This window comes from Mucilaginibacter sp. A5337 (assembly GCF_059690695.1).
In genome coordinates this window covers 488,503-508,627 of sequence record NZ_JCAWEC010000002.1, presented here as the reverse complement: position 1 = coordinate 508,627, position 20,125 = coordinate 488,503, and the positions used below count along the sequence as shown (strand labels likewise).

General features: G+C 39.9%; 14 protein-coding genes and 1 tRNA gene. 5 read left to right on the top strand and 10 right to left on the bottom strand.

The window, feature by feature from the left end; all coding sequences use genetic code 11:
• Positions 1–193: 193 nt before the first annotated feature.
• The 7 genes from AC59JO_RS06990 to AC59JO_RS06960 all read right to left on the bottom strand — a co-directional run bounded on the left by AC59JO_RS06990 (position 194) and on the right by AC59JO_RS06960 (position 12,151).
• On the bottom strand, positions 194–2,362 hold the full coding sequence (locus AC59JO_RS06990) for an alpha-galactosidase (RefSeq protein ID WP_497304344.1): 2,169 nt from the start codon (positions 2,360–2,362) through the stop codon (positions 194–196).
• 172 nt (positions 2,363–2,534) lie between these two features.
• Entirely contained in the window at positions 2,535–2,783 is a 249-nt protein-coding gene (locus tag AC59JO_RS06985) for a hypothetical protein (protein WP_413667986.1), read from the bottom strand.
• A gap of 4 nt (positions 2,784–2,787) precedes the next feature.
• A complete protein-coding gene (locus AC59JO_RS06980) occupies positions 2,788–6,210 on the bottom strand; it encodes a DUF8693 domain-containing protein (RefSeq protein ID WP_497304342.1) in 3,423 nt (1,140 codons plus the stop codon).
• 235 nt (positions 6,211–6,445) lie between these two features.
• Positions 6,446–6,979 carry a hypothetical protein gene (locus tag AC59JO_RS06975; protein WP_413667984.1) on the bottom strand — a complete coding sequence of 178 codons (534 nt, stop codon included), beginning with the start codon at positions 6,977–6,979 and terminating at the stop codon, positions 6,446–6,448.
• A 98-nt stretch (positions 6,980–7,077) separates the two neighbouring features.
• Positions 7,078–7,770 (bottom strand): helix-turn-helix domain-containing protein, encoded by a 693-nt coding sequence (locus AC59JO_RS06970; RefSeq protein ID WP_413667983.1) that lies wholly within the window; start codon positions 7,768–7,770, stop codon positions 7,078–7,080.
• Between the two features lie 94 nt (positions 7,771–7,864).
• Positions 7,865–9,307, bottom strand: coding sequence for a beta-helix domain-containing protein (locus tag AC59JO_RS06965; RefSeq protein ID WP_413667982.1), 1,443 nt, complete (start codon positions 9,305–9,307; stop codon positions 7,865–7,867).
• Positions 9,308–9,361: 54 nt separating this feature from the next.
• Positions 9,362–12,151, bottom strand: coding sequence for a TonB-dependent receptor (locus AC59JO_RS06960; RefSeq protein ID WP_497304339.1), 2,790 nt, complete (start codon positions 12,149–12,151; stop codon positions 9,362–9,364).
• 200 nt (positions 12,152–12,351) lie between these two features.
• Between AC59JO_RS06960 and AC59JO_RS06955 the strand changes: the two genes are divergently transcribed.
• Entirely contained in the window at positions 12,352–12,681 is a 330-nt protein-coding gene (locus AC59JO_RS06955) for an ArsR/SmtB family transcription factor (RefSeq protein WP_413667980.1), read from the top strand.
• 19 nt (positions 12,682–12,700) lie between these two features.
• Here the strand turns inward: AC59JO_RS06955 and AC59JO_RS06950 are convergent, their stop codons facing one another.
• Positions 12,701–13,894 (bottom strand): hypothetical protein, encoded by a 1,194-nt coding sequence (locus AC59JO_RS06950; protein ID WP_497304337.1) that lies wholly within the window; start codon positions 13,892–13,894, stop codon positions 12,701–12,703.
• Between the two features lie 670 nt (positions 13,895–14,564).
• Here AC59JO_RS06950 and AC59JO_RS06945 point away from each other — a divergent pair.
• The 4 genes from AC59JO_RS06945 to AC59JO_RS06930 all read left to right on the top strand — a co-directional run bounded on the left by AC59JO_RS06945 (position 14,565) and on the right by AC59JO_RS06930 (position 17,834).
• Positions 14,565–14,921, top strand: coding sequence for a hypothetical protein (locus AC59JO_RS06945; protein WP_497304335.1), 357 nt, complete (start codon positions 14,565–14,567; stop codon positions 14,919–14,921).
• A 151-nt stretch (positions 14,922–15,072) separates the two neighbouring features.
• Positions 15,073–15,162, top strand: a tRNA-Ser gene (locus AC59JO_RS06940).
• 867 nt (positions 15,163–16,029) lie between these two features.
• The gene (locus AC59JO_RS06935) at positions 16,030–17,070 is read left to right on the top strand and encodes a glycosyltransferase family 61 protein (protein ID WP_413668181.1); all 1,041 of its coding nucleotides are present in this window, start codon (positions 16,030–16,032) and stop codon (positions 17,068–17,070) included.
• A gap of 29 nt (positions 17,071–17,099) precedes the next feature.
• On the top strand, positions 17,100–17,834 hold the full coding sequence (locus tag AC59JO_RS06930; RefSeq protein ID WP_413668182.1) for a sugar phosphate nucleotidyltransferase: 735 nt from the start codon (positions 17,100–17,102) through the stop codon (positions 17,832–17,834).
• A gap of 360 nt (positions 17,835–18,194) precedes the next feature.
• On the opposite strand, the gene AC59JO_RS06925 is transcribed toward AC59JO_RS06930, so the two are convergent.
• Both AC59JO_RS06925 and AC59JO_RS06920 read right to left on the bottom strand, forming a co-directional pair.
• Positions 18,195–19,040, bottom strand: coding sequence for a hypothetical protein (locus AC59JO_RS06925; protein WP_497304333.1), 846 nt, complete (start codon positions 19,038–19,040; stop codon positions 18,195–18,197).
• Positions 19,040–20,107: a glycosyltransferase family 2 protein gene (locus AC59JO_RS06920; RefSeq protein ID WP_497304331.1), complete on the bottom strand. Its 1,068-nt coding sequence runs from the start codon at positions 20,105–20,107 to the stop codon at positions 19,040–19,042. The genes AC59JO_RS06925 and AC59JO_RS06920 overlap by 1 nt, the downstream gene beginning before the upstream one ends.
• Positions 20,108–20,125 lie beyond the last annotated feature (18 nt).

Below are 20,125 nucleotides of genomic sequence, written 5' to 3'. Positions count from 1 at the left end.
ATGTTGCAAAAGTTATGATTATGCATTGCCGGGCTATAATTGGTAAAACTAAAGTAGAGATAAAATTTAATAGTAAAATGATAATTTACTACAAAATACGCAAACGTTTGCGTTATGACTATTGCAAACGCAGTAATAACGTGTACGTACCCTGTTTAATCAACGGGCTATAGCTTAGTGTTATGAGATATTTTTAATTTGAGGCGTTTATTTCTATTATCATGCTGCTTAAAGGCATCAGTTTTCCGGGAGTTAAATTAAGTCCGATGGTCATCAGGTAATCCCCGCTAAATGTGCCACCGTTTTCTGCAAGGCTTGATTTAGTGCCTGGCATCAGGTTTGTTTCTTCTATCCGATACAATTTGTGGCTGTCCAACCCTTGTAAACGTACACGGTTAAATACTTCTTTGTAACGTGTATTCAGGTTATAGTTGAACAGTACAGCTTTTGATTTTTCGTTATTTACATACATAGCCACCATACGGTTTTCCTCATATGGCGAGATAATACGGTACAGATCGCCAAACCAAATGATATTGCTGAGGCGGTTATAGTTTTTGACCGCCTGTTGGCTAAACTGGAGCTCCTCATCCGTCATTTTATTAACCTTGATATCATATCCCAACTTATCCATCATGGCAACATCCGTTTTAAATTTAATGGATTGCTTACCCCACGAAGTAACATGACTCGATATCGTTAACGATGGAAAGAAATTGCTGTAGCCCCATTGAATATACACACGCTCCAAAGGGTCGGTATCATCGCTGGGCCAAAATTCGGTGAAATATTTTAAAGCTCCGTAATCGGTGCGCCCGCCGCCTCCGGCACATAACATAATCGGCAAATGCGGATATTTTTGGCGTAAACGATCCAGGATCTTATACAAGTTCAAAGTATAATCAATATATAAAGACGACTGTTTATCTTTTAAATAAGGCGACCAGGCATTGGTCATATTGCGGTTACAATCCCATTTGATATAAGCCAAACCAGGATTTTTAGTCAGCATATCATCTACAATATGATACACATAATCTGCCACCTTGGGGTTGGTAATGTCAAGCACCAGTTGATTTCGCTGGTAATTTTCATCACGGTTGGGCAATTTCAGGATCCAGTCGGGATGCTGCTCATATAGTTCACTTTTGGGGTTTACCATTTCAGGTTCAAGCCAGATACCAAACTTCAGGCCTTTGGCTTCGGCTTGTTTTACCAGGTAAGCAATACCATTTGGCAATTTTGATTTATCTTCCTGCCAGTCGCCCAGTCCTGCTTTGTCATTATTGCGGGGATATTTATTTCCAAACCATCCGTCATCTAATAAAAACAGATCGGTACCCAGCTTTTTGGCGCCCTCAAATAAATTAACTAATTCCTTTTCATCAAAATTAACGTGCGTAGCTTCCCAATTATTAAGTAAGGTAAGGCGCGGTTTATTACCATCAAGTACACCATAATTACGGGCCCATTTATGTAAGTTACGACTGGCCTGCCCTTTTCCGTTAGCCGAATACGTAAAAATAAAGGCCGGAGTTGTAAAAGTTTCGCCATTCTTTAGCTCATATGCCGATGCATAAGAGTTAATACCCGGTATGATCCTCAAGGCGTTGCGCTCATCAATTTCAAAGTGAAATTTAAAGTTGCCCGTCCAGGCCAGCGTTGCGGCTATTAACTCGCCCTTTGTTTCATCTGCCGGTTTATTCATTGCAAGAAAAAAAACCGGAGTTTGATACATATCGGCCCTTGTACCTAATTTGCTCTCAATCTCTTTTACGCCGCTGGTCAATTTGCTTTCCTGCATTTTCATCTCAGATGCCCAGTCGCCGTGAAACTGGGTAAGCCAATAGTCCTTAGCATCAAGGTGAAGCATGCATGAGGCATAGTCTTCGAGGGTTACGCTTCCTTTTTCATTGTTGGTGATTTCTGTCCATGCTTTTATAACATCTTCCCTGTTATAGGCCAGGTAGTGCAAAATCACTTGTATGGGATATTTCGGGTCCTGCAACTTAATGGTTGTTTCGCTAACATTATCGTTGAGCTTTTTCGTGATACGGCTAACATATCTCAACTCAAGCGAAGGATTATGATCGTTATGTATTAAACGGATGGCAGGCTGCAGTAAATCCTCCATCCCACCGGTAATATATGCCTCATGTTTTCCGATAGGGATAAGGCTGATTTCTTCGCTATTTAAAAGCCGCTTACCCAGGTACGATTGATACACCCTGCTATTTGCACCAATGTTAAGCACCATGCTTACATTATCGGTATTGATCATTATTGCCTTACCGGTTTGTGCATTTACAACAGCCGAACTGCAAAAAAGGGCTATGGAAACAACCCATATAAATTTATTCATGCTATACGCTTTGTATTAATACAAGCGCTATGAGGTTTGGTACCATGCTAATGTCCTTAAATATGCGGGAAGGTTTGGTTGAGTTACCGATACAATGATAGCAGGCTTCCTTAAAAGAATGAAAGCCCCAACCCGCATGCCATTGCGCCCTGGTTTAAAATGAGTACCCAGATCAGCCGGCTTGTTGCGGCGCTGTCTTTACGTTATTTCTCCGGCTCAGGTGCTTTATGGTAAACGCCGCAGCTACTAAAATTAACACCCAAACCCATGTATCTAACGGACACCCATCCGGCCCGCCATCATTGCCATCGCAAAGACCATCTCCCGGATCGGCAAAACTCCAGGATACAGCGAATAGGTTGATTATTATAATAGCTAATATTGTTTTCCATTTTGATGTAATCATAGGTAATATGTACATGCTGTTATTGTTTAAAGAACATTCCGCTTCCAATTCTGTCTCCCGTGCTTTCATTAACTGCAACCACTATGTAAAGTCCCCTGCCCAGGCTATTAACATTTTCCTGTAAGGTATTTGTACCTGTTGCCGACAGCTTTCTGACAATAGCCCCCGAAGGACTAACTATACTTATCCTAACAGGCCTGGAGGATGTTTGTTCTAACTTTATATTAACGGTACTGGCCGAAACTACGGTTGGATATACCAGGAATTTATTTAAACCAGGGCCTGGCTGTATTTCAAAACTGAGGTTATCAGACAATTTATTTTCGCCGGTTACCAGGTTTTGGCTCAGCCGGTAAATGATCCGGCCGCTGCCCGGAGTTTGATCGGTATAAGTATATTTACCCGCCCCTGTTGATTGCAGGCTATCGACGGTTAAAAAAGTTTTGCCGCCATCGGCACTTTTCTGAACCGCGAATTTGGTAAAGCTGCTTTCATTATTGGTTTCCCAGTTCAGGACTATCCCTTCAGTAACTTTCTTCCCTGTAAAGGTCAATAGACGGTAATCATGTCCGGGTACTATGCCAATTTTAAGATAAAACCTGTCATGAGCGTAGCTCGCCGGGTTTGACTCAACCTTAAATGCATACTCGGCATTATGCACAACATCAAGCGAATCGTTGGTGTATTTATCTTTGAGGTAGATTGAATACCTTGCGTCGATATTCTTTTTTACCGGCGAGGTAAGTTTATATGTTCCATAATTGGAGAAAGTAACAATCAGGTTTACCCGTTTTAATTTTTCGAGATTGCCGGTGTAGTTAGCAAAGCAACCTATCGAATCGCTGCTTAACGAGTAGAACAAATCGCCCTGCCCGGATGGCTGATAGTATGGAGCATCTTCGCCCGGAACAAATTTAGAGCTGGCATTACCATCGAAATTAATATCGGTTGAGTTGTGAACTACTGTATCCTGCACCAGTTCCATAGTAAGGCGGGGCAAGGGGCTTTCAATATCATTGGTAGCCTTGCTTGCAAATGAAGCGGCAATATTTTTACCAGGATTACCTACCACATTAAATATCGGATTGGATGAAGGGGCGCCTGTATATGCCGAATAGGCCACTTTCATACTTTCATCAAATTTGATGGCCGATGCCGAAGCTGCTAAAGTGAAAAAACCCTGCCCGGATAAAGCATAACGGCTTGAGCCCGCACCTACAGAGCCTGTGCTGGCATCATACAACGCAAACTTGGTAGACGAACTGTTGGTTCCGGTACTGGCATCTTTTACCAGCATGTAGTAAAATTTATTAGTAGTATTTGCCAGGTAAAGTGCGTGCAGGTCAATTACCGAGGCATAAGGGTTACCAATAAGATTAAGCCCCTTTTTTGTAGAATTACTTGAACTGAACGACAGGGTTTGCGGAGCACTTACCGCTGTAGCGGTATAATAAGTTGGCGGCGTAGAAGGAAAATTGACAATATTGGCTGTTAGTTGTGCGTTGGTGGCTCCTGAACCTTTAATGACTGCTCCAAAAAAATTTAAAGTGGCGTTATCTGTTGCGGGGAATGGCCTTACAAATGGATTAGCTACGCTCCTGCTCCCTCTGAAATAATATAAAAAACCGTTGGCGGCCGGTAACCCCTGGCTTGTTGAACTAAATGGTTTATATTCATTATTTACGACCTGGTTGGGATCTGTACTGGCAGGTGCGTTTTCATCATAAACAAAAACCGAAGGGCTATTATTCGTGGCGGTGGCATTATCAAACCCGTTTGTTGAACCGCCAGGCCCGGTGATATAAGTTGTTGCAATAAGTGGAAGGAGATTATAAGTAGAAAGCGACCCAGTTGTTAAAAACGTAGTTGTACCATTAAGCACCGGCGATGAAAGCAACATATACCGGCGTAAAGTACCTTTCACATAACGTTGAACATTTATATTGCCAGTAATAGTACCAGCCGCAAGTGTACCAATACTGGCATCTCCTGACTGTGTGGATAGTAAGGTAAGCGCCGTTGTGCTTGAACTACTACCTACCGCAAGAGTTGACGATGAATTTACATTTAACGTATATAATGGAGCAACAGTAAATTTGCTGCCTGATGCCATTGTTTTGGTTCCGCTACCCGTGAAAGTCACGTTGTAAAAATTTGTACCGGTGCTTGTTGCATCTGTAAGAGTTTGCGTTGTACCATCAAATGATATCAGTGCCGATGCGTTTGGTGTAAAAGTGCCTGTATTGGTATAATTGCGGGCAATGGTTGCATTCCCCGCCCCCATGGTCATTGTTCCTGAATTGCTAAGGTCGCGGTTAATATCTGTTGTACCTGCACCACCTGTAACGGTAGCGCTATTGGTCCAGTCGGTACCTACAGTGGTAGCAGTACTATATGTAGCAAACGTTACATTGCTTGTAGTTGTAAATGCAGAATCAAGTATTAAGGTACTAGCATTGGTTGCGCCTGAGGTACCTATTGTGGCAGTACCCGTACCTTCTATAACGAGGTTATCATAAGTTGGCGTAGTGCCATTATATGAACCTCCACCAGATCCAAAGCCAGTATAAGATGAAGTATAAATTGTAGGATTTGCCCCTGTATAGTGAATAGTAACCCTGCCCCCCGAAGTCCCCCCTTGTCTGTTGCCATTAAAGTTAACAGAACCGTAGGGAGGCGTTATTGAAGCTATCGCACTACTGTTACTAAGATACAGACTTGGACTACTTTTAGGGGAGTTTGTGTTATAGGTTCCATTTACAGTGAAATATACCAGGTTATTACCTGAAGTATACCCATTGGGATTTGTAATAACTATCTGCCCATCAAGTTTCATAATGCCATCCTCTAACCTGAAGCCGCTGCCATTAACTAAACTTGTACTCGGGATGAGATAAACGCTGCCGGTTACATATAAATTAGCTACATGCGAAAAAAGGAAACTGTTTTGCCCCCCTGTGGTACCGGAAGTGCCGACTCTTATGTTGGCACATTGAACGGAAGCTGTGCCATTTATAAAGTTATTAACGGTTGTATTGGAGCCATTGGTGGTATTAGGGGTTTGGCTGATGTCGCCTGTAACCATTAGTTTCCCTGTTGTGCCATTGACTGTTAAAGTAGTGCCGGTAACACCAGAGGTGATGCTATATTCTCTTGGCCCGAATGTAATTGACGCTACGGTTAATGTTTGATTGGTGGTTAATGTTAAAGTGGGTTGAGTAAGGTATAAAGCGATTATGTTTACACCAAACTGCACGACGTCGGTATTCCTGTTTTGACCTGGATATTCGAGTGCGACAACCCCTCCTACAGTCCAGTTTGCGGCGGTGGTCCAACTTGTTGAAATAGTTCCGTTCCAATCAAAAGTAGCTGCAAAAGCGCGTATATTTATTAAGAGTGCACAGATTGACAGCAGGGTTATTTTCAGATAGCTCGTTTTCAAATTGTTTTGCGCTCGTTGTTTTTAGGCATTTCTTTATACGCTATAATTTTCTTAAAAGTTATGCTATCAATGCAAAAAAACACGTTACAATTAACAAATGTGCATAAAAAGAATTATTACAAATTTCAGCATGATCCATAACGTTCAGCTTTTTTCAAGGAATTTAGCTGAACCTATACAATGAAACGGTACTCTTATTAACCTGGAGTGCCACGGAAGAAATCAATTATTACGACTAATCAATTACAAAATTTGGATAAAAATATTGTTTAATAAAAACAGTGTCTTTTAATTGAGGGTTTTCATCGGCCTGTAAAAATATCTTTGCCTCTACAAGCCATTTTGTTTGATCGGCCGGCTTACCCGGAGTGGTATTAATACCTTTTACGTAACCATCCACCGGCTTAAATGGGATCATATAACAAGCGGGACATGAACTGTTAACTTGTATTTTACCGGCAAGGATGTCGGCTTTTGTGAGCGAAAAACTTTTACCCGGCATAGGGGCTTTGATATATAAAGTAGAGGTAATACCTGAACCCTGTTGAATGCTCCAAAATACACGGTATGTACCTGGTTTAAGCGTAGTGTAGCCTTCAAAATCAGCTTGTTCGGTAAACATGAAACTACAATTGGCGCCTGCTGTACATGTAGTCAAATTCTTGTCGTCTATTTTTAATTCGTCTTTTTCACTCTTTTGTTTACTGCATGAGCTAAAAAAAGCGGCGCTACTTAGTAATAATAATGGCAGGATAAGTTTTGATTTCATATTAAAGGTTATTTATACTGAATATAACGTACAGATAACCTATTGTGCTACAATTAACTATATTAATTTTATATTAATTTACACATATCCAAAAACTATCAAACCGCAGGCAAAAAATAATTGAGCCTGGCTAATACACTTTTTAATATTACATCGCTAAAACCGCTTTCTTCAACCATATTTACTATCCTTGAGCTGTAGTACTCCCTGGTAAGGCTATCCAGATCGATATAAAGGGCTTTCGACAGTAATATTAGCTTTTCAGAACCGGGGTTTTTCTTTCCGCATTCAATCCTGCTTAATTCGGCCCTGTCGATATTCATTTCCCGGCTCAATTTTTCCTGCGAAATTTTTAATGCTAAACGATGTTTCTTTATAAATGCTCCAAAACTAAGGTTGTTACCAGGAGTTTCCAATGCCGTGCCGGCTATGTTACTTACGGTTTGGGTTTCTTTTAAGGCTGGCGCCTGCAATTGCTCAATGTTGTTTAAATTATCAAACAACGAAAAAAAACGCGATACCATCCGGTTAAACAGAGGGATATCTATACTGTATATTGTATTAGGTTTTACCCCGCTTACTTTTATAATTCCTGTTGCTTTAAGTTCGGCTACGTGCTTCAGGATATTTTCCATTTCAAATGGCACATTACAAATCTCCTTTTTACTGATGGAATTACCATTTTCAACAATCATCCTGATGATATAAACTCTTACAGGAAGTGCAAGTATGCGGGCAAAGCGGGCCAGTTCACTATCAGTTTCAGTAAATTTTGATTTTAATGTAAGCATAGATATGAGATAAGCACTAAAAAACAGGATGATATTCATGAATGTAAAAAGGCCTCCCAGCTTGCTGAGAGACCTTTTTCAACATGTAGTTTAATTATTTTTTAACAGCGCCGGGTGTTGTATATGGCATTGTTTGAGGATCAAAGTTAGCCCAACCAGCAGTCCAGTCGGTTGAACCGAAAGCACCTTTGTAATCAACTTTATCAAAGAAGGCATCGGTTAATTTTGCATCAGTAAACAAAGCACCGGTGGCAGCAATTGAACCTGCTTTCACAGTAAAGTCAGGAGTACCTGCATTAGCAAAATCAGATGAGAATTTGAATGGGGCATTGATAACTAAATCAGCATATTTAAGAGCATCAAAAACGTTATCAGCCCTAAGTTTGGTTTCAAATGATGCTTTGTTTTCGCCTTTAACCTCGTTGCTTTTTTTGTTGCTGCCTAAAATAATGTTGTTTTTGAACACCAAACGACCTGCAGTGTAGTTAGCTAAAGTTGAGTTAGGTGTGGTTTCTTTTGTATCATCGATATAAATGCCTTCAACATAACCTGAGAAGATTGAATTAAAGATACTTATAGCTGAGTTACGACGAATTTGAGCAGCGTGCTGATAGTTAGCGTTAACGTTAGTTTCGCCATCTTTAGTGATTGGGCCTAACAATGTCATGTTAGTGAACACCGCAGAAGTTTGCGGTGTTTTGTCTGAACCAGAACCATCGTTATCGCTTTCAAAGCTGTTTGAGCCAGAGATATCGGCGATGGTTTTGAAGCGCTGGCTTAAACCAAACTGTATTTTACCGGCAAATCCAAAGTCGGTATCAAAATCGTCATCTAAACTACCCATTGCAATAAGGTGTTTACATTGTACTGTACCACCAAACCATTCAAAAGCGTCATCACCTGAACGGTAAACTTCAACATAATCAATAGTAGTTCCTTTACCAACACCACCGAAAGTTAAACCGTTAATTTCATTATCAGGCGAAAAAGGGATACCGGCATACTCTATACGTACATATTTCAAAGTACCGGAGTTGTCGTTAACATCTGTACCACCGTATTGGATATATTTGGCGGGGTCGCCTTTTGCGTCCAGGCCACCTTCTATACCAACGTTATCGCCCTGGTTAACAGGGGCTTTTCCCAACAGGATAATGCCACCCCAATCGCCGTTTGCACGTGCGCCGGCATCAAATTGCGATGTAAATACAATCGGCTTATCGGCAGTACCAACCGCCATGATCTTGGCGCCACGGGTTATTGTAAGGGCAGCTTTGCTTGATTTTTCGCCTTTAATTATTGTTCCTGGCTCAATAGTAAGTGTAGCACCATTGGTAACGTACACAAACCCTTTCAATAAATAAATTTTATCAGCTTTCCAGGTAGTGTTGGCAGCAATATCGCCGGTTACAGTAACAACATTACTTACTTTGGTAGTATCTTTTGGCGGATTAGTGTCAATAACAGCTTCTTTCTTGCTACAAGCAGCTGTGAAAAGAGCCACAATACACGCTAATAATAATCCTTGTTTTTTCATAATTTTGCTTTTTTCGATTTGAATCAGTTTGTTTTAAGTTATTCTTATCCGTTGTTAAAAGGTATAGTTGAATGAAAGTGCGTAGCTTGAGCCTGTGCGGTAGCTTTTGAATATATAGCCCGATCCGGATGGGATATAAGGCTTGCCATCAAGCTCATATATGAAACTGTATTTCTGGTTAAGTATATCCGTAGCACTTAACTTTATTTCGCCTTTGCTTTTCAGCACTTTGTAGCCAATCTGGCAGTCGAGCACGTTTCTCGGTTGTTCGTAAACGCTTGAAAACCTTTCGCCGCCAGCATAAAAGATCCTTTTACCAAGTCTGTTGAATAATACATTCACCGATAATTTGTTGTCAAATTCGGTATGTTGCAAACCTGCATTTACCACATAAGGCGATTGTCCTACCAGGGCACGGTCTTTTTCAAGCCTCACTACCCCGTCATCAGGGTTGGTTACTTTTGATTTGTTGATGGAAAGGTTAGCATATGCCGTTGTAGTTTTAAAGAAAGAACCACCATTTATAAAATCAAGCGTTTTACGGGCTTCCATCTCAAAACCATATACGTATGCCGATTTTGAGTTGAAGTAGCTGATAGTAGTTGAAGAATTCTGATCTTCGATCTTAGGTTCAATAGCATTCTGGAATTTTTTATAGAAAACAGAGAAGGATAAGATCTGCCCTGCTGAAGGATAAAATTCATACCTCAAATCGGCATTGTCGATAAGTGTACGTTTCAAATCAGGCTCGCCCTGCAGGGTTGCCAATAGTTCGTAATCGTAATAAGCAAAAGGTGCAAGTTCCCTGAATTCGGGACGGGCAACAGTTCGGTAATATGAAGCCCTGAAATTTGCTTTTTGCGTTAGGCTATAGGTAAAGTTTACTGATGGTAAAAAGTCGGTATTATCTAATTCCGCGCGTGGCTGTTGAACAGCAACCTCTTCTGTACGAAGTTTCAAATTAAACTTCTCAACCCTTAAACCGTATACTATCCTGATTTTTTCGCTGAACTTACTATCAAGCATTGCATAGCCGGCGTTAGTTAAGCTATGGGCGTTATACCTATCTGTCGGGTTTGAAATTTCATCAAGCGAATAAAGACCGGTGTTGACAAGATTTGGCCCAAAAATGGTTTGGATTGGCCGTTGTAATATGGTATTGATATCATAATCAGGATTGTTAGTATTGATAACAAGCCCAATGAACCTTGCATCAAATTTCCTGTCGCGGTATTGCGAATTAACACCCAGTTTAAGTGTACTTTGTTTAAATAAGTTAACGGGCAGGTTAAAGTCCACTTTACCAGAGTAGATATTTTCGTTTAAGTGAGAGAAAACACGGGCGTTCTCTTTGCTCAGGTTAGTAACCTGGGCATAAAATGGCTCGCCGGCAGCGCTTTGCCTGTAATTGGTTTTACGCTGATCGGGCTGATCATTAATGATATTACTATAGCCAAGGTTCCATTTCAACTTTGAGCTTTTTGCGCCAAGGGCGTGCTCACCTTCCAGCGTAGTTTTAAACAAAGATTTTTCGAGCAGGTCGTTAGCATAAAAACGACTGTCATAGCTTCCGTTGCTGGAGTTTGAGCCTGTACGGTAAGTAAACTGATCATCAAAAACCCGATTGTAGAGATTTTTTAAAGTGATCTTATTTTTACCAAAGCTGTATGCCAGGTTGGCGAGGGCGCCAACATTGGTCGAAAACTTATATTGCGTATTGCTATAATTATAGTTATCAAATTGTTGTATCAGGTCGGGTATTATAGTCTGTGTGTTGCGGTAAGTTAACGCCACCGTGGTACCCAGCCTGTTTTTATTAGCGCCAAGTTCTTTTACATTCCCTATGGTAAACTGGTAATTTTGACTTGGTAAGGCAGTGCTCTTGTAAATATTAAAATCGTTATTCAGGCTCCTTATAGACTGGATTGTTTGAGTGGTACTTAACTGTTTGTTAACAATTTGAGTTGTTGTGGGAAAATTGCTCACCAGCTTACGTGTTCCGTCGTCAAAACCAAAGTAGTCGCTGGTAGCACGAAAACCGCTTTGAAAATCTTTAAAGGTACTTTGTGAATTATACCCCACACCTACTCCGAGGCTTACAAAGTTCTGATCGGGTATATCCTTTGTTATGATTTGCACGTTACCACCTGCAAAATCTCCCTGGATATCAGGCGTAGCAGTTTTGCTGATAATGATGTTTTCGATCAAACTTGCAGGAACTATATCAAAAGAAAAGGCTTTGCGGTTGGGTTCGGTGCTTGGCAGCGGAGAGCCATCTAACGAGGCCGTATTATAACGATCGCTCAAACCTCTTACCACAACAAATTTATTGTCTTGTATGGTTGTACCGCTTACCCTTTTCAAAACATCACTTGTACTACGGTCTGGCGACCTTTTAATTAATTCTGATGAAATGCCATCGGATATTGAAGCACTGTTTTTTTGAACCGCATACAGGGCAGCCACAGAAGCCTGCCTATAAGTAGCTTTTACAACCACCTCTTTAAGTGTAGTTGAAGTTGCTGCACTTAAAGCAATATCAAGTGAAGTAGCGGCCCCGGCTTTTACCTCAACATCCGAAATTGACTTGGTTTGATAACCAATATATTTAATGATCAAGGTATATCTTCCTGGTTTTACATCAGTTAATACATAGCTTCCGTCCACGTTAGTGGCTGCCCCCCTTTGGGAACTTTCAATACCAACAGTAGCACCAATAAGGGTTTCGCTTGTTTTTTGATCAATGATTTTACCAACTATTTTCCCGTTGCCCTGGGCAAAAGCGCCGGAGGCGATAAAAAATACGGATAAGGTTAACAGGAGTAGCGTTTTGATTCTGTTCATAAATTTTTAATGACGGGTCAAAAGTATCCCCGTTAAATTAAATTCATGTTAAGTCAGAATTATCAAATCGAATATCTTAAATATTAAATTAAATAGAAAAGAATGGATTTTATCTAATATCATGAAGATTAAATGAAGAGGCAAATTTCTAATGACTTAGATTTTAATATGAATTATATATTTGCAGCACACATTTAAACATGGCTAATCACAAAAAGGCTGAGTTTGCCGCAACAGATCAGGATATATCAATGGTAGCAAGGGCGCTTTCTCACCCCGCCAGGATTGCCATTATGCGCATTTTGGCGCAGCATAAACATTTTACTTGCGGCGAAATAGTTGAAATACTTCCGTTAGCGCAGCCAACTGTATCACATCATTTAAAAGAATTATTGGATGCCCGGCTAATCACAGTTGCAATTGATGGCAAAAAATCGTTATATGATGTAAACTGGCCCACCTGGAACAGGTATACAGCTGAGTTTGAGAATATGCTTAGTGCCATTAACAACGCAGAACAACAAGCCTGACATATTCCCCGAATTTAGTTTATGGGGTATATTCATACACAACCTTGTACGGTATTTGTGTAAGCGAGGCTGACACCTGCCCTATCTTTAAATCGTGCAATTGTGGTGTAGGTTCACAAAATGAATAAGCTTTTCCTTTATAAAGCAAAGGTTTCCCAACCGGTTTTTCAAATTGCACTGCCATAGTTATGTGCGTAGGATATAACACAGCTATCATAGGCAAATTGTAGATCTCTTTTACCAGGTAAAAAAACAGCGCAGCGCGGTCATCGCAGTCGCTATACTGTGCAAACAAGGTTTCTTCCGGGCTTAGCCGCTTCTCCTTGCCAAAATTTATATTATCATTTTCATACAAAAAGGCATACCGGGTAAAATGCATCAGGTAATCAACTCCTTTTGTGACATCCATCCTGCTCACATTTTGTTTAAGTAAAGGGATCAGTGATCCATAAGTTTCCTTACTTAAAGGGATATTGAAATATGATTCAAAATCAACAACCGGGTAGTTCCTGAAAATAGAATCAACCAATGGATTAAGCTTAATTTTGAAATAGTATGCCTTGTGCCTGTAGGTAAACTGCAAATCTTTTTCAATATAATCCGCCGGCGTAAATTCAGGCATCCGTGTAACTTTATATGAAAACGGGTTAACAGCCCCAGGTACATCGATATTAACAGGCATAGCAGGCTCTGTTGTGAGATCTGTACCCGGATAATCATGAATATTCAGGCACATATACTTTTTGCCGTCAACGGTATATGAAGGTATATCGGATATATCCTCGTTGTTGTACACATAAAAAATGATCTTTTTCCCAGCCAGTGCTAACCGGGCATCATACCCAGATTTAACCATCAGGAACCATTTATATAAGGTATAGTTACTATAGTTTTTTTCTTTGGGGCTTATTTGCTGTGCAGTTTTGCGCACAAGCTGATAGTAAAGCCAGTCGTTTAATTTGTGCTCCTCTTTATAACTTAACAATGCCTGAAGTAAAGAATTATAATTACCCGCGTTGACATTATCATAAAAGTTTTCGATGTTTTTTAAAGATGGCTCATGTGCAGTATCGGAAAGAAGCAAGGTACCTGCATCAGCATTAAATGTACCATCATAAAAAGCAAAGCAAAGCCTCCTGTTGTTTTGAGCATACAAGTTAATCGTACTAAAAAGCGACAAACAAGCTAATAAAATCTTAACATATCCGTTCATCAAAAGGGAATTATTACCTGCAAAAGAATTGAAAAGAGCCCGGGCTTATAACTTTTATACAAGTTAACAATTAAACGCCAATTCAATTAATATTATTTTAATCATTGATAAACACAATAATAACACTGCGCAGCTAAATTTGTATTTTGAAAATCCGGTTCATGAGGTCAGTATCATTAGGAAAAAGAATACTTTGTTTATTTATAGCAATTGGGTACTTCTTTTTCTCATGCCTGTATGTTACACGGTGTCCTAAAGTTGCCGGTCATACTAAAACCGGAGCGTATTATTTATTTAACAATCAGGTAAAACAAAGTAACGCTGTCATTTCAAGTACCGCTAACAACAAATCTATACCGGTTCTTTTTTTATCACGCCCTCGTGTTGTCTTTGGTAAAAACCTGGTAGCCTTAACTAATCAATTCAGATTAATACGCGCTTTTGAGTTTTGTCCGTTCCGATATTTAACAAAAAATGATGTTCAGGATAGATTTAGGGCCCACAAGATATTTTACACCGCCAATATCTTTTCCATTATCCGTACCTGGAAAATCTGAGCTATCGCTCCTCTCCTGCTGATACCTTTTACAATGTTTCTTAATTTTTATCACCTGCATTTTACGGCCACCATCGCTGCTATGTCAAATGCAAAAAAACGTACGGATAAGTTATGCCTTATTTTAACTTAAAATTTTCAAATACCGATAACGAGCTGGCCAACTTTGCAAAAGCCCTGGCTTTACCTGTCAGGATTGCTATTGTCCGCATCATCATAGCTAACAACAATTCAATATCTAAAGAAAGTTTATACACAATTCCATTTAACCATGAAACAACAACCAAGCATCTTGCCGAATTAAAACGGATGGGAATAATCAAGGCGCATGGGTTTCGCGGTTCAATTAAGTATAGCCTCGATGAGCAGCTATTTAAGCAAATGGCCAGCGGATTTGCAATGTTATTTGAAAGCATGAGGCCTGCAGAACATGATATACAGTTTACTAAACATATTGAACGCGGTTTTTAGCTGATTTTTGCAATTAAAATGGCTGATCGTAAAAAAAAATGCATTTATAATAACCTGATAAACAGGCACTGTATTATAACATTTACTTAACCTAAGCTTAAAGTACCAATTAGGATTTGGCAATTCGGTTCAGATTTGTACTTTTGTCGCCGGAGAGTTGGCAGAGTGGTCGATTGCGGCAGTCTTGAAAACTGTTGAACTGTGAAAGGTTCCTGGGGTTCGAATCCCTAACTCTCCGCCAGATATCAATTAGGATCAAAAAGCGCTGTAAAATTATTTACGGCGTTTTTTGTTTTTAACCCACTGGCGTTTCTATCGAAAGCGTATCTAAAATGCTCGGCCATACCAATATCAAAACAACTCAGCACTACGCGAAAATCCTTGATATGAAAGTCGCACAGGACATGTCTAAACTTAGGCAGCTTGATAGTTGCAATTAGCGCCCTCAACGCTGATCGTCAAACAATGTTTTCCCTGTTTTTTCAATAAGTGATTCTTCTTTCTCAAAACATGCCTGCCTATTTGATTTATCATTTCATTAGGATTTAACTCCTGTTTAAAGCACAATGTGGCGGTCATTATTTTGGTGAAAACGGATATCAAAATCTGTATACACATGTCACCGAAACGTTATAAAGTTCGCGGTAACCATATCACCGGGGGCAGGCAGAAGGCTCATCAACGCATTTTGCAACCTCCTAAAAAACTCCATTAGCCATATTAGAAAAGAAAGATATGCAAAAGCATCGCTGATCACGGAGTTTCCGCAGGCTATAAGAAATCTACCTCCGCAGCCATTCGATCCTGCAAATGACCTGTTATGAGGGGAGGCTAAAAGAAGCCTGCCTTCGGACAACGCATTGTAAATAAGCCTATAAGATTCAGAACCATCTTTACAGGACGATACAATTATTATTATCCGCATACTTGCATTTTGAATTTTTAATATTATTTTTATAACACCAGACATAAACCCATAATCTCTATTATCGCTTGCTTTTGCTGTCCTGTATTTTCCTTTGGGAAAACTATCTTTCAGTAGTTGCCTGCGGCAGAACAGATTACTTGAGTTTATAAACCTAAACAGTCCGCAGACCTAACACTACTTATGCCAGAATGTATTGTTTTATCGCTTCCCCGTAATGTGCAAGAAGGGGAGAAACATTTATTCGCCTCATTTCTGTCTTTCAAAACTCCGCAAATAAAGGTTAAAAATTTAAAAAACGTATTTGTAACAAACAGCGGTTTTTGCCTTAACGATAGCGGCCTCGTTAAAGAATCACATCACGCATATCCAGCACACCTCGATAAATATTTGAAAGAGGCTAGTTTCTATTATTACGATGCACTTGACAATCCAGATAAACTTGTATACCTCGAAAGTGAGGATCGCTTTTTAATGATTCACCATCCCTGGTTTATGTATTACCATTGGCTATGTGAATCGATATTCAGACTTTGGGCGGTCAAAGACAATCTGTCACAGCTCATACTTTTATTGCCTGAAGAATACGCAGGCATCGATTTTGTGAACAAAACCCTGCTACCTTTTGGCATCGGAAAAATCTTTTACATTCCCAAGGGGAAAAGCTTAATGGTAAGAAATTTATGCCTTCCGCAAATTAAGCCGTTCATAGAATCTTATGATTATAAACTCCTCCTGCAGGTCAGGGACTTCTATCTGAATTATGTGACCAGTAATTATACCTATAACTTTAATCTCGGCGACCGACTTTATATAAGCAGGGAGAAGGCAGCAAGAAAAAAGATCATTAACGAACCCGAATTAGTCCCGGTTCTGGAAAGATATGGTTTTAAAGTCATATATAACGAAGATTATGACTTTTTTGAACAGGTAGCGATTTATTCCAGGGCGAAATGTGTGATCTCTATCCATGGCTCCGGTTTGACCAATATGCTTTTTATGCCCCCAGGGGGCGTTGTTTTTGAGTTCCAGAAACGACTGACAAATAGCAGGGATTGGCATAGTGTTGCTTTTTGGAGCCTATCTGAGGTATTAAAACATCATTACTACCACCAGATATGCGAACCATCAGATATACAAGCGGACTATTTTACTGCCAATTATGTCGTTGACATAAACCTTTTCGAAAAAAACATGGAGTTATTAGCTCTGGATTTGAAATAATTTTTTTCGTTTCTTAAAACAACCCACCAATGAAAAAACTTTACGGACTGTTACCGGCCGCCGGGCATGGTATGAGGATGCGCCCCTTTAGATATCCTAAAGAGCTGCTTCCTGTTTATTATGAATCTGTCAACCAGGATGAATATGTGCGTCCTAAACTACTTATTGAACATTCGCTCAAAGCATTTTCGTTGACCGGAATCCAGGATATATATGTCGTTGTACCTGAATGGAAACCGGAGATCATGCGATACCTCGAAGATGGAAAACAATTTAATCACCATATCGCCTATTTATACAACGGTAAGGCAGCAGGTTTAGCCGACGCGCTGTTATCCGGTTATTCCTGGCTGAAAGATAAATACACGTGCTTTGCCATGCCTGATACGCTATTTTCTCCGGCGAATGGATTTGAAAGTTTGCAGCAAATGATGGATGAAAAGAATGCCGATCTCGTATTAGGAGTTTTTCCCACGAACGAACCGCAACATTTCGCCCCGGTGGAGTTCACTAGCGATCAGCGTGTTATTGGCACCGAAGAAAAACCGGCGTCTACCGCATTTAATAACACTTGGGGAATTGCCTTATGGAGTCCTGCTTTTTGGGAATTTTTTAAAAATGAAAATGAAGACCTTGAACATGGCATATCCGTTACGCAGACGTTTGATAAAGCGGCCAAATCTGATCTAAGGGTATATTGTGTCTATTTTGAGCATGGTTGGTACAAAGACGTTGGGAGAATTGACAACATCACAATAGCTTAATGCGCAAAAGCCATTTCAGTTTTCTCCATGTATAAAACCATTAACAGACTTTAAAGGAACCTTTACGCACAACCTGAGATAAGGCAATTAACAGGCCGGGATTGCTGCGGAGGAGCAGGATGGCGGTGCATCTGCAGCGCCGACTTTAATTGCTGCAGCATGTGTGGATGTTAAAGCCTACATTCTTAAAATCCGGGATTCTCACGAGTTCCCGGATTTTAAGAATAAAAGATGAAACTTTAAGAAACGACGGGGTTGCAATCAGAACGGGACTTAATCGAACATAACGTATAAATTGAGAAATATCGCGAAAGATGAGACGTTTTAAGACATATATTCATATAATGCCACGGCAGATAATCAAGATTGGCCAGAGTGTCGCCAGAAATGACCGATCAGGTTTAAAACATACAACTTGGAAAGTTCGCTCAAACCGATCTGATAACAAAAGGTTTCTATGAATTTTTTTTTTCCTTCGCCGGAGATTAGTTTTTGTCCCTGTATCAGCCAAGTTGATAATATTATTTGATCTTCCAATGATGATTCTTCATCAACAGGATTATATGCGCAAAACGATTGTAAAATATGCTGATTATGAGTTGCGGCGTCTGCCGAGTCTTCTAATACCTGGCCAATAGTTTCCGAATCGCTGGACGCCCCCAAATCGTTTATAAGCTGCTTTACCATGGAATCAAAAAAGGCATTAGTTTGCGTATCAACATGGTTAGAGATCAATTTAAGTAACAGATGCGTGGCCAAATTAATGATGTCTTCCATCTCTTCAATTTGCCCGCTTAGAAATTGATTTAGAATCATACGCGACGTAGCCCTGGTAAAATCTAATAAAGGGCTTGCATCGGCTAAGAAATAAGTATCATAATTGTTGATTTCAAAGGAATTATTAGCGTAATTCATCCAGATACTTTTGCCCGGGGTGAACCTGATTGATGGTTCCGAGGATGGCATCTCTGCCAAAAAGTTTAAGACCTGGGTTCTGAAGCTATTGATAAGAACTGTCTTGTACCCCTTCTCCGGTTCCAGGATTAACTTAATATGATCCCCACGGTAGTTCGACAGGAATATATAGAAATGTGCGATAAAAACCTGGTTTTGTTTCAAAAAAGGAGCGATAACATTTCTGATCAGTTCCTGCCAGGCTTGATCTGCATAGTAGATGGAAAATCGAATGAGTGCCCGGTTAGTCATTATATTTTAGGAACAAGCTCCAATAATTCACCCTGTCCATACCCTTCCGTATTCACCGAACTTCTGTTGACATAGCTTTCATGAAAAAAACATTTTCTCCGGTTATCTATTTCTGATTTATTAATGATCAATTGATCAAATACATTACGATCTGACACTTCAAAAAATATTCTGTCCCGGTAATTTATGGCACCTTCAGCAACTTTAACCATCTTCATTAACTTTTGCGTATTGCCGGATAACAAATAGTTTTCCTCCTTTAAAAGCCAGGAACCTGACTGCCACCCACTAAGAAGTGAAATCTCGTTATCTTCGCTGCCTCTGAATAGTTTCCTGGCTTTAATTAATTCACTGTCTAATATCCGGCCTTTTTCATAGCGGCCGTCATTAAAAAAGAATATAACTTCTGATAAATAAGGCTTTAAATAAGCAATGTAAATTTTTTCAATATGCTTACCTAAAAATTCATTCTGATACCGTTCTATGTTGGGATGGCTGATGGCATTTAAGAACTCCGGATGCTTATCGATAAATCCATGTAGTAAACCTTTCGCTTCAAGGCGTTTATAAATATCCATATCATCATATCCGTATCCTTCCAGATGTTCATTGAACCCACGTACTTCAGCAAAGTCAGTTGCCTTTACGCACAGACGCCCCATGACGTCTCTGACACTATAATCAGGTGTCAAAAACGCATTAGGGTTTGACTTGAAATACTCACCGATGTACTGTGCAAAAAACGGTCCGGTGAAATTGTCCGCATCGATATTACATAGAACATCACCACTCGCTTTTTTGAAAGCCATATTTCTGGAATGCGAACGATTAAAATAATGTGGTTGATTGGTACGATAATACCTGACCAAACCCGTGCTGAGTTCCTTCCGGAAATTGGTGGATATCCATTCATACAATCCGTCACTTGAATTATAATCGACAATGACAAACTCGACACACGGATATGTTCGGTTATCGGAGATATTTTGAGGCAGGGTTTTACTTAAATGATGTAAACGGTTCATGCAAACCGTGCAGAAAGATATTTTCGGGTCGTTATGTTTCATAAGATAACCTTGTGCACT

Coding starts and splice junctions, on each gene's coding strand:
- AC59JO_RS06985 (WP_413667986.1), bottom strand. CDS start 2,783: ATGTACATATTACCTATGATTACATCAAAATGGAAAACAATATTAGCT.
- AC59JO_RS06990 (WP_497304344.1), bottom strand. CDS start 2,362: ATGAATAAATTTATATGGGTTGTTTCCATAGCCCTTTTTTGCAGTTCG.
- AC59JO_RS06965 (WP_413667982.1), bottom strand. CDS start 9,307: ATGAAAAAACAAGGATTATTATTAGCGTGTATTGTGGCTCTTTTCACA.
- AC59JO_RS06935 (WP_413668181.1), top strand. CDS start 16,030: ATGCCAGAATGTATTGTTTTATCGCTTCCCCGTAATGTGCAAGAAGGG.
- AC59JO_RS06970 (WP_413667983.1), bottom strand. CDS start 7,770: ATGCTTACATTAAAATCAAAATTTACTGAAACTGATAGTGAACTGGCC.
- AC59JO_RS06955 (WP_413667980.1), top strand. CDS start 12,352: ATGGCTAATCACAAAAAGGCTGAGTTTGCCGCAACAGATCAGGATATA.
- AC59JO_RS06960 (WP_497304339.1), bottom strand. CDS start 12,151: ATGAACAGAATCAAAACGCTACTCCTGTTAACCTTATCCGTATTTTTT.
- AC59JO_RS06945 (WP_497304335.1), top strand. CDS start 14,565: ATGCCTTATTTTAACTTAAAATTTTCAAATACCGATAACGAGCTGGCC.
- AC59JO_RS06930 (WP_413668182.1), top strand. CDS start 17,100: ATGAAAAAACTTTACGGACTGTTACCGGCCGCCGGGCATGGTATGAGG.
- AC59JO_RS06975 (WP_413667984.1), bottom strand. CDS start 6,979: ATGAAATCAAAACTTATCCTGCCATTATTATTACTAAGTAGCGCCGCT.
- AC59JO_RS06920 (WP_497304331.1), bottom strand. CDS start 20,107: ATGAAACATAACGACCCGAAAATATCTTTCTGCACGGTTTGCATGAAC.
- AC59JO_RS06950 (WP_497304337.1), bottom strand. CDS start 13,894: ATGAACGGATATGTTAAGATTTTATTAGCTTGTTTGTCGCTTTTTAGT.
- AC59JO_RS06925 (WP_497304333.1), bottom strand. CDS start 19,040: ATGACTAACCGGGCACTCATTCGATTTTCCATCTACTATGCAGATCAA.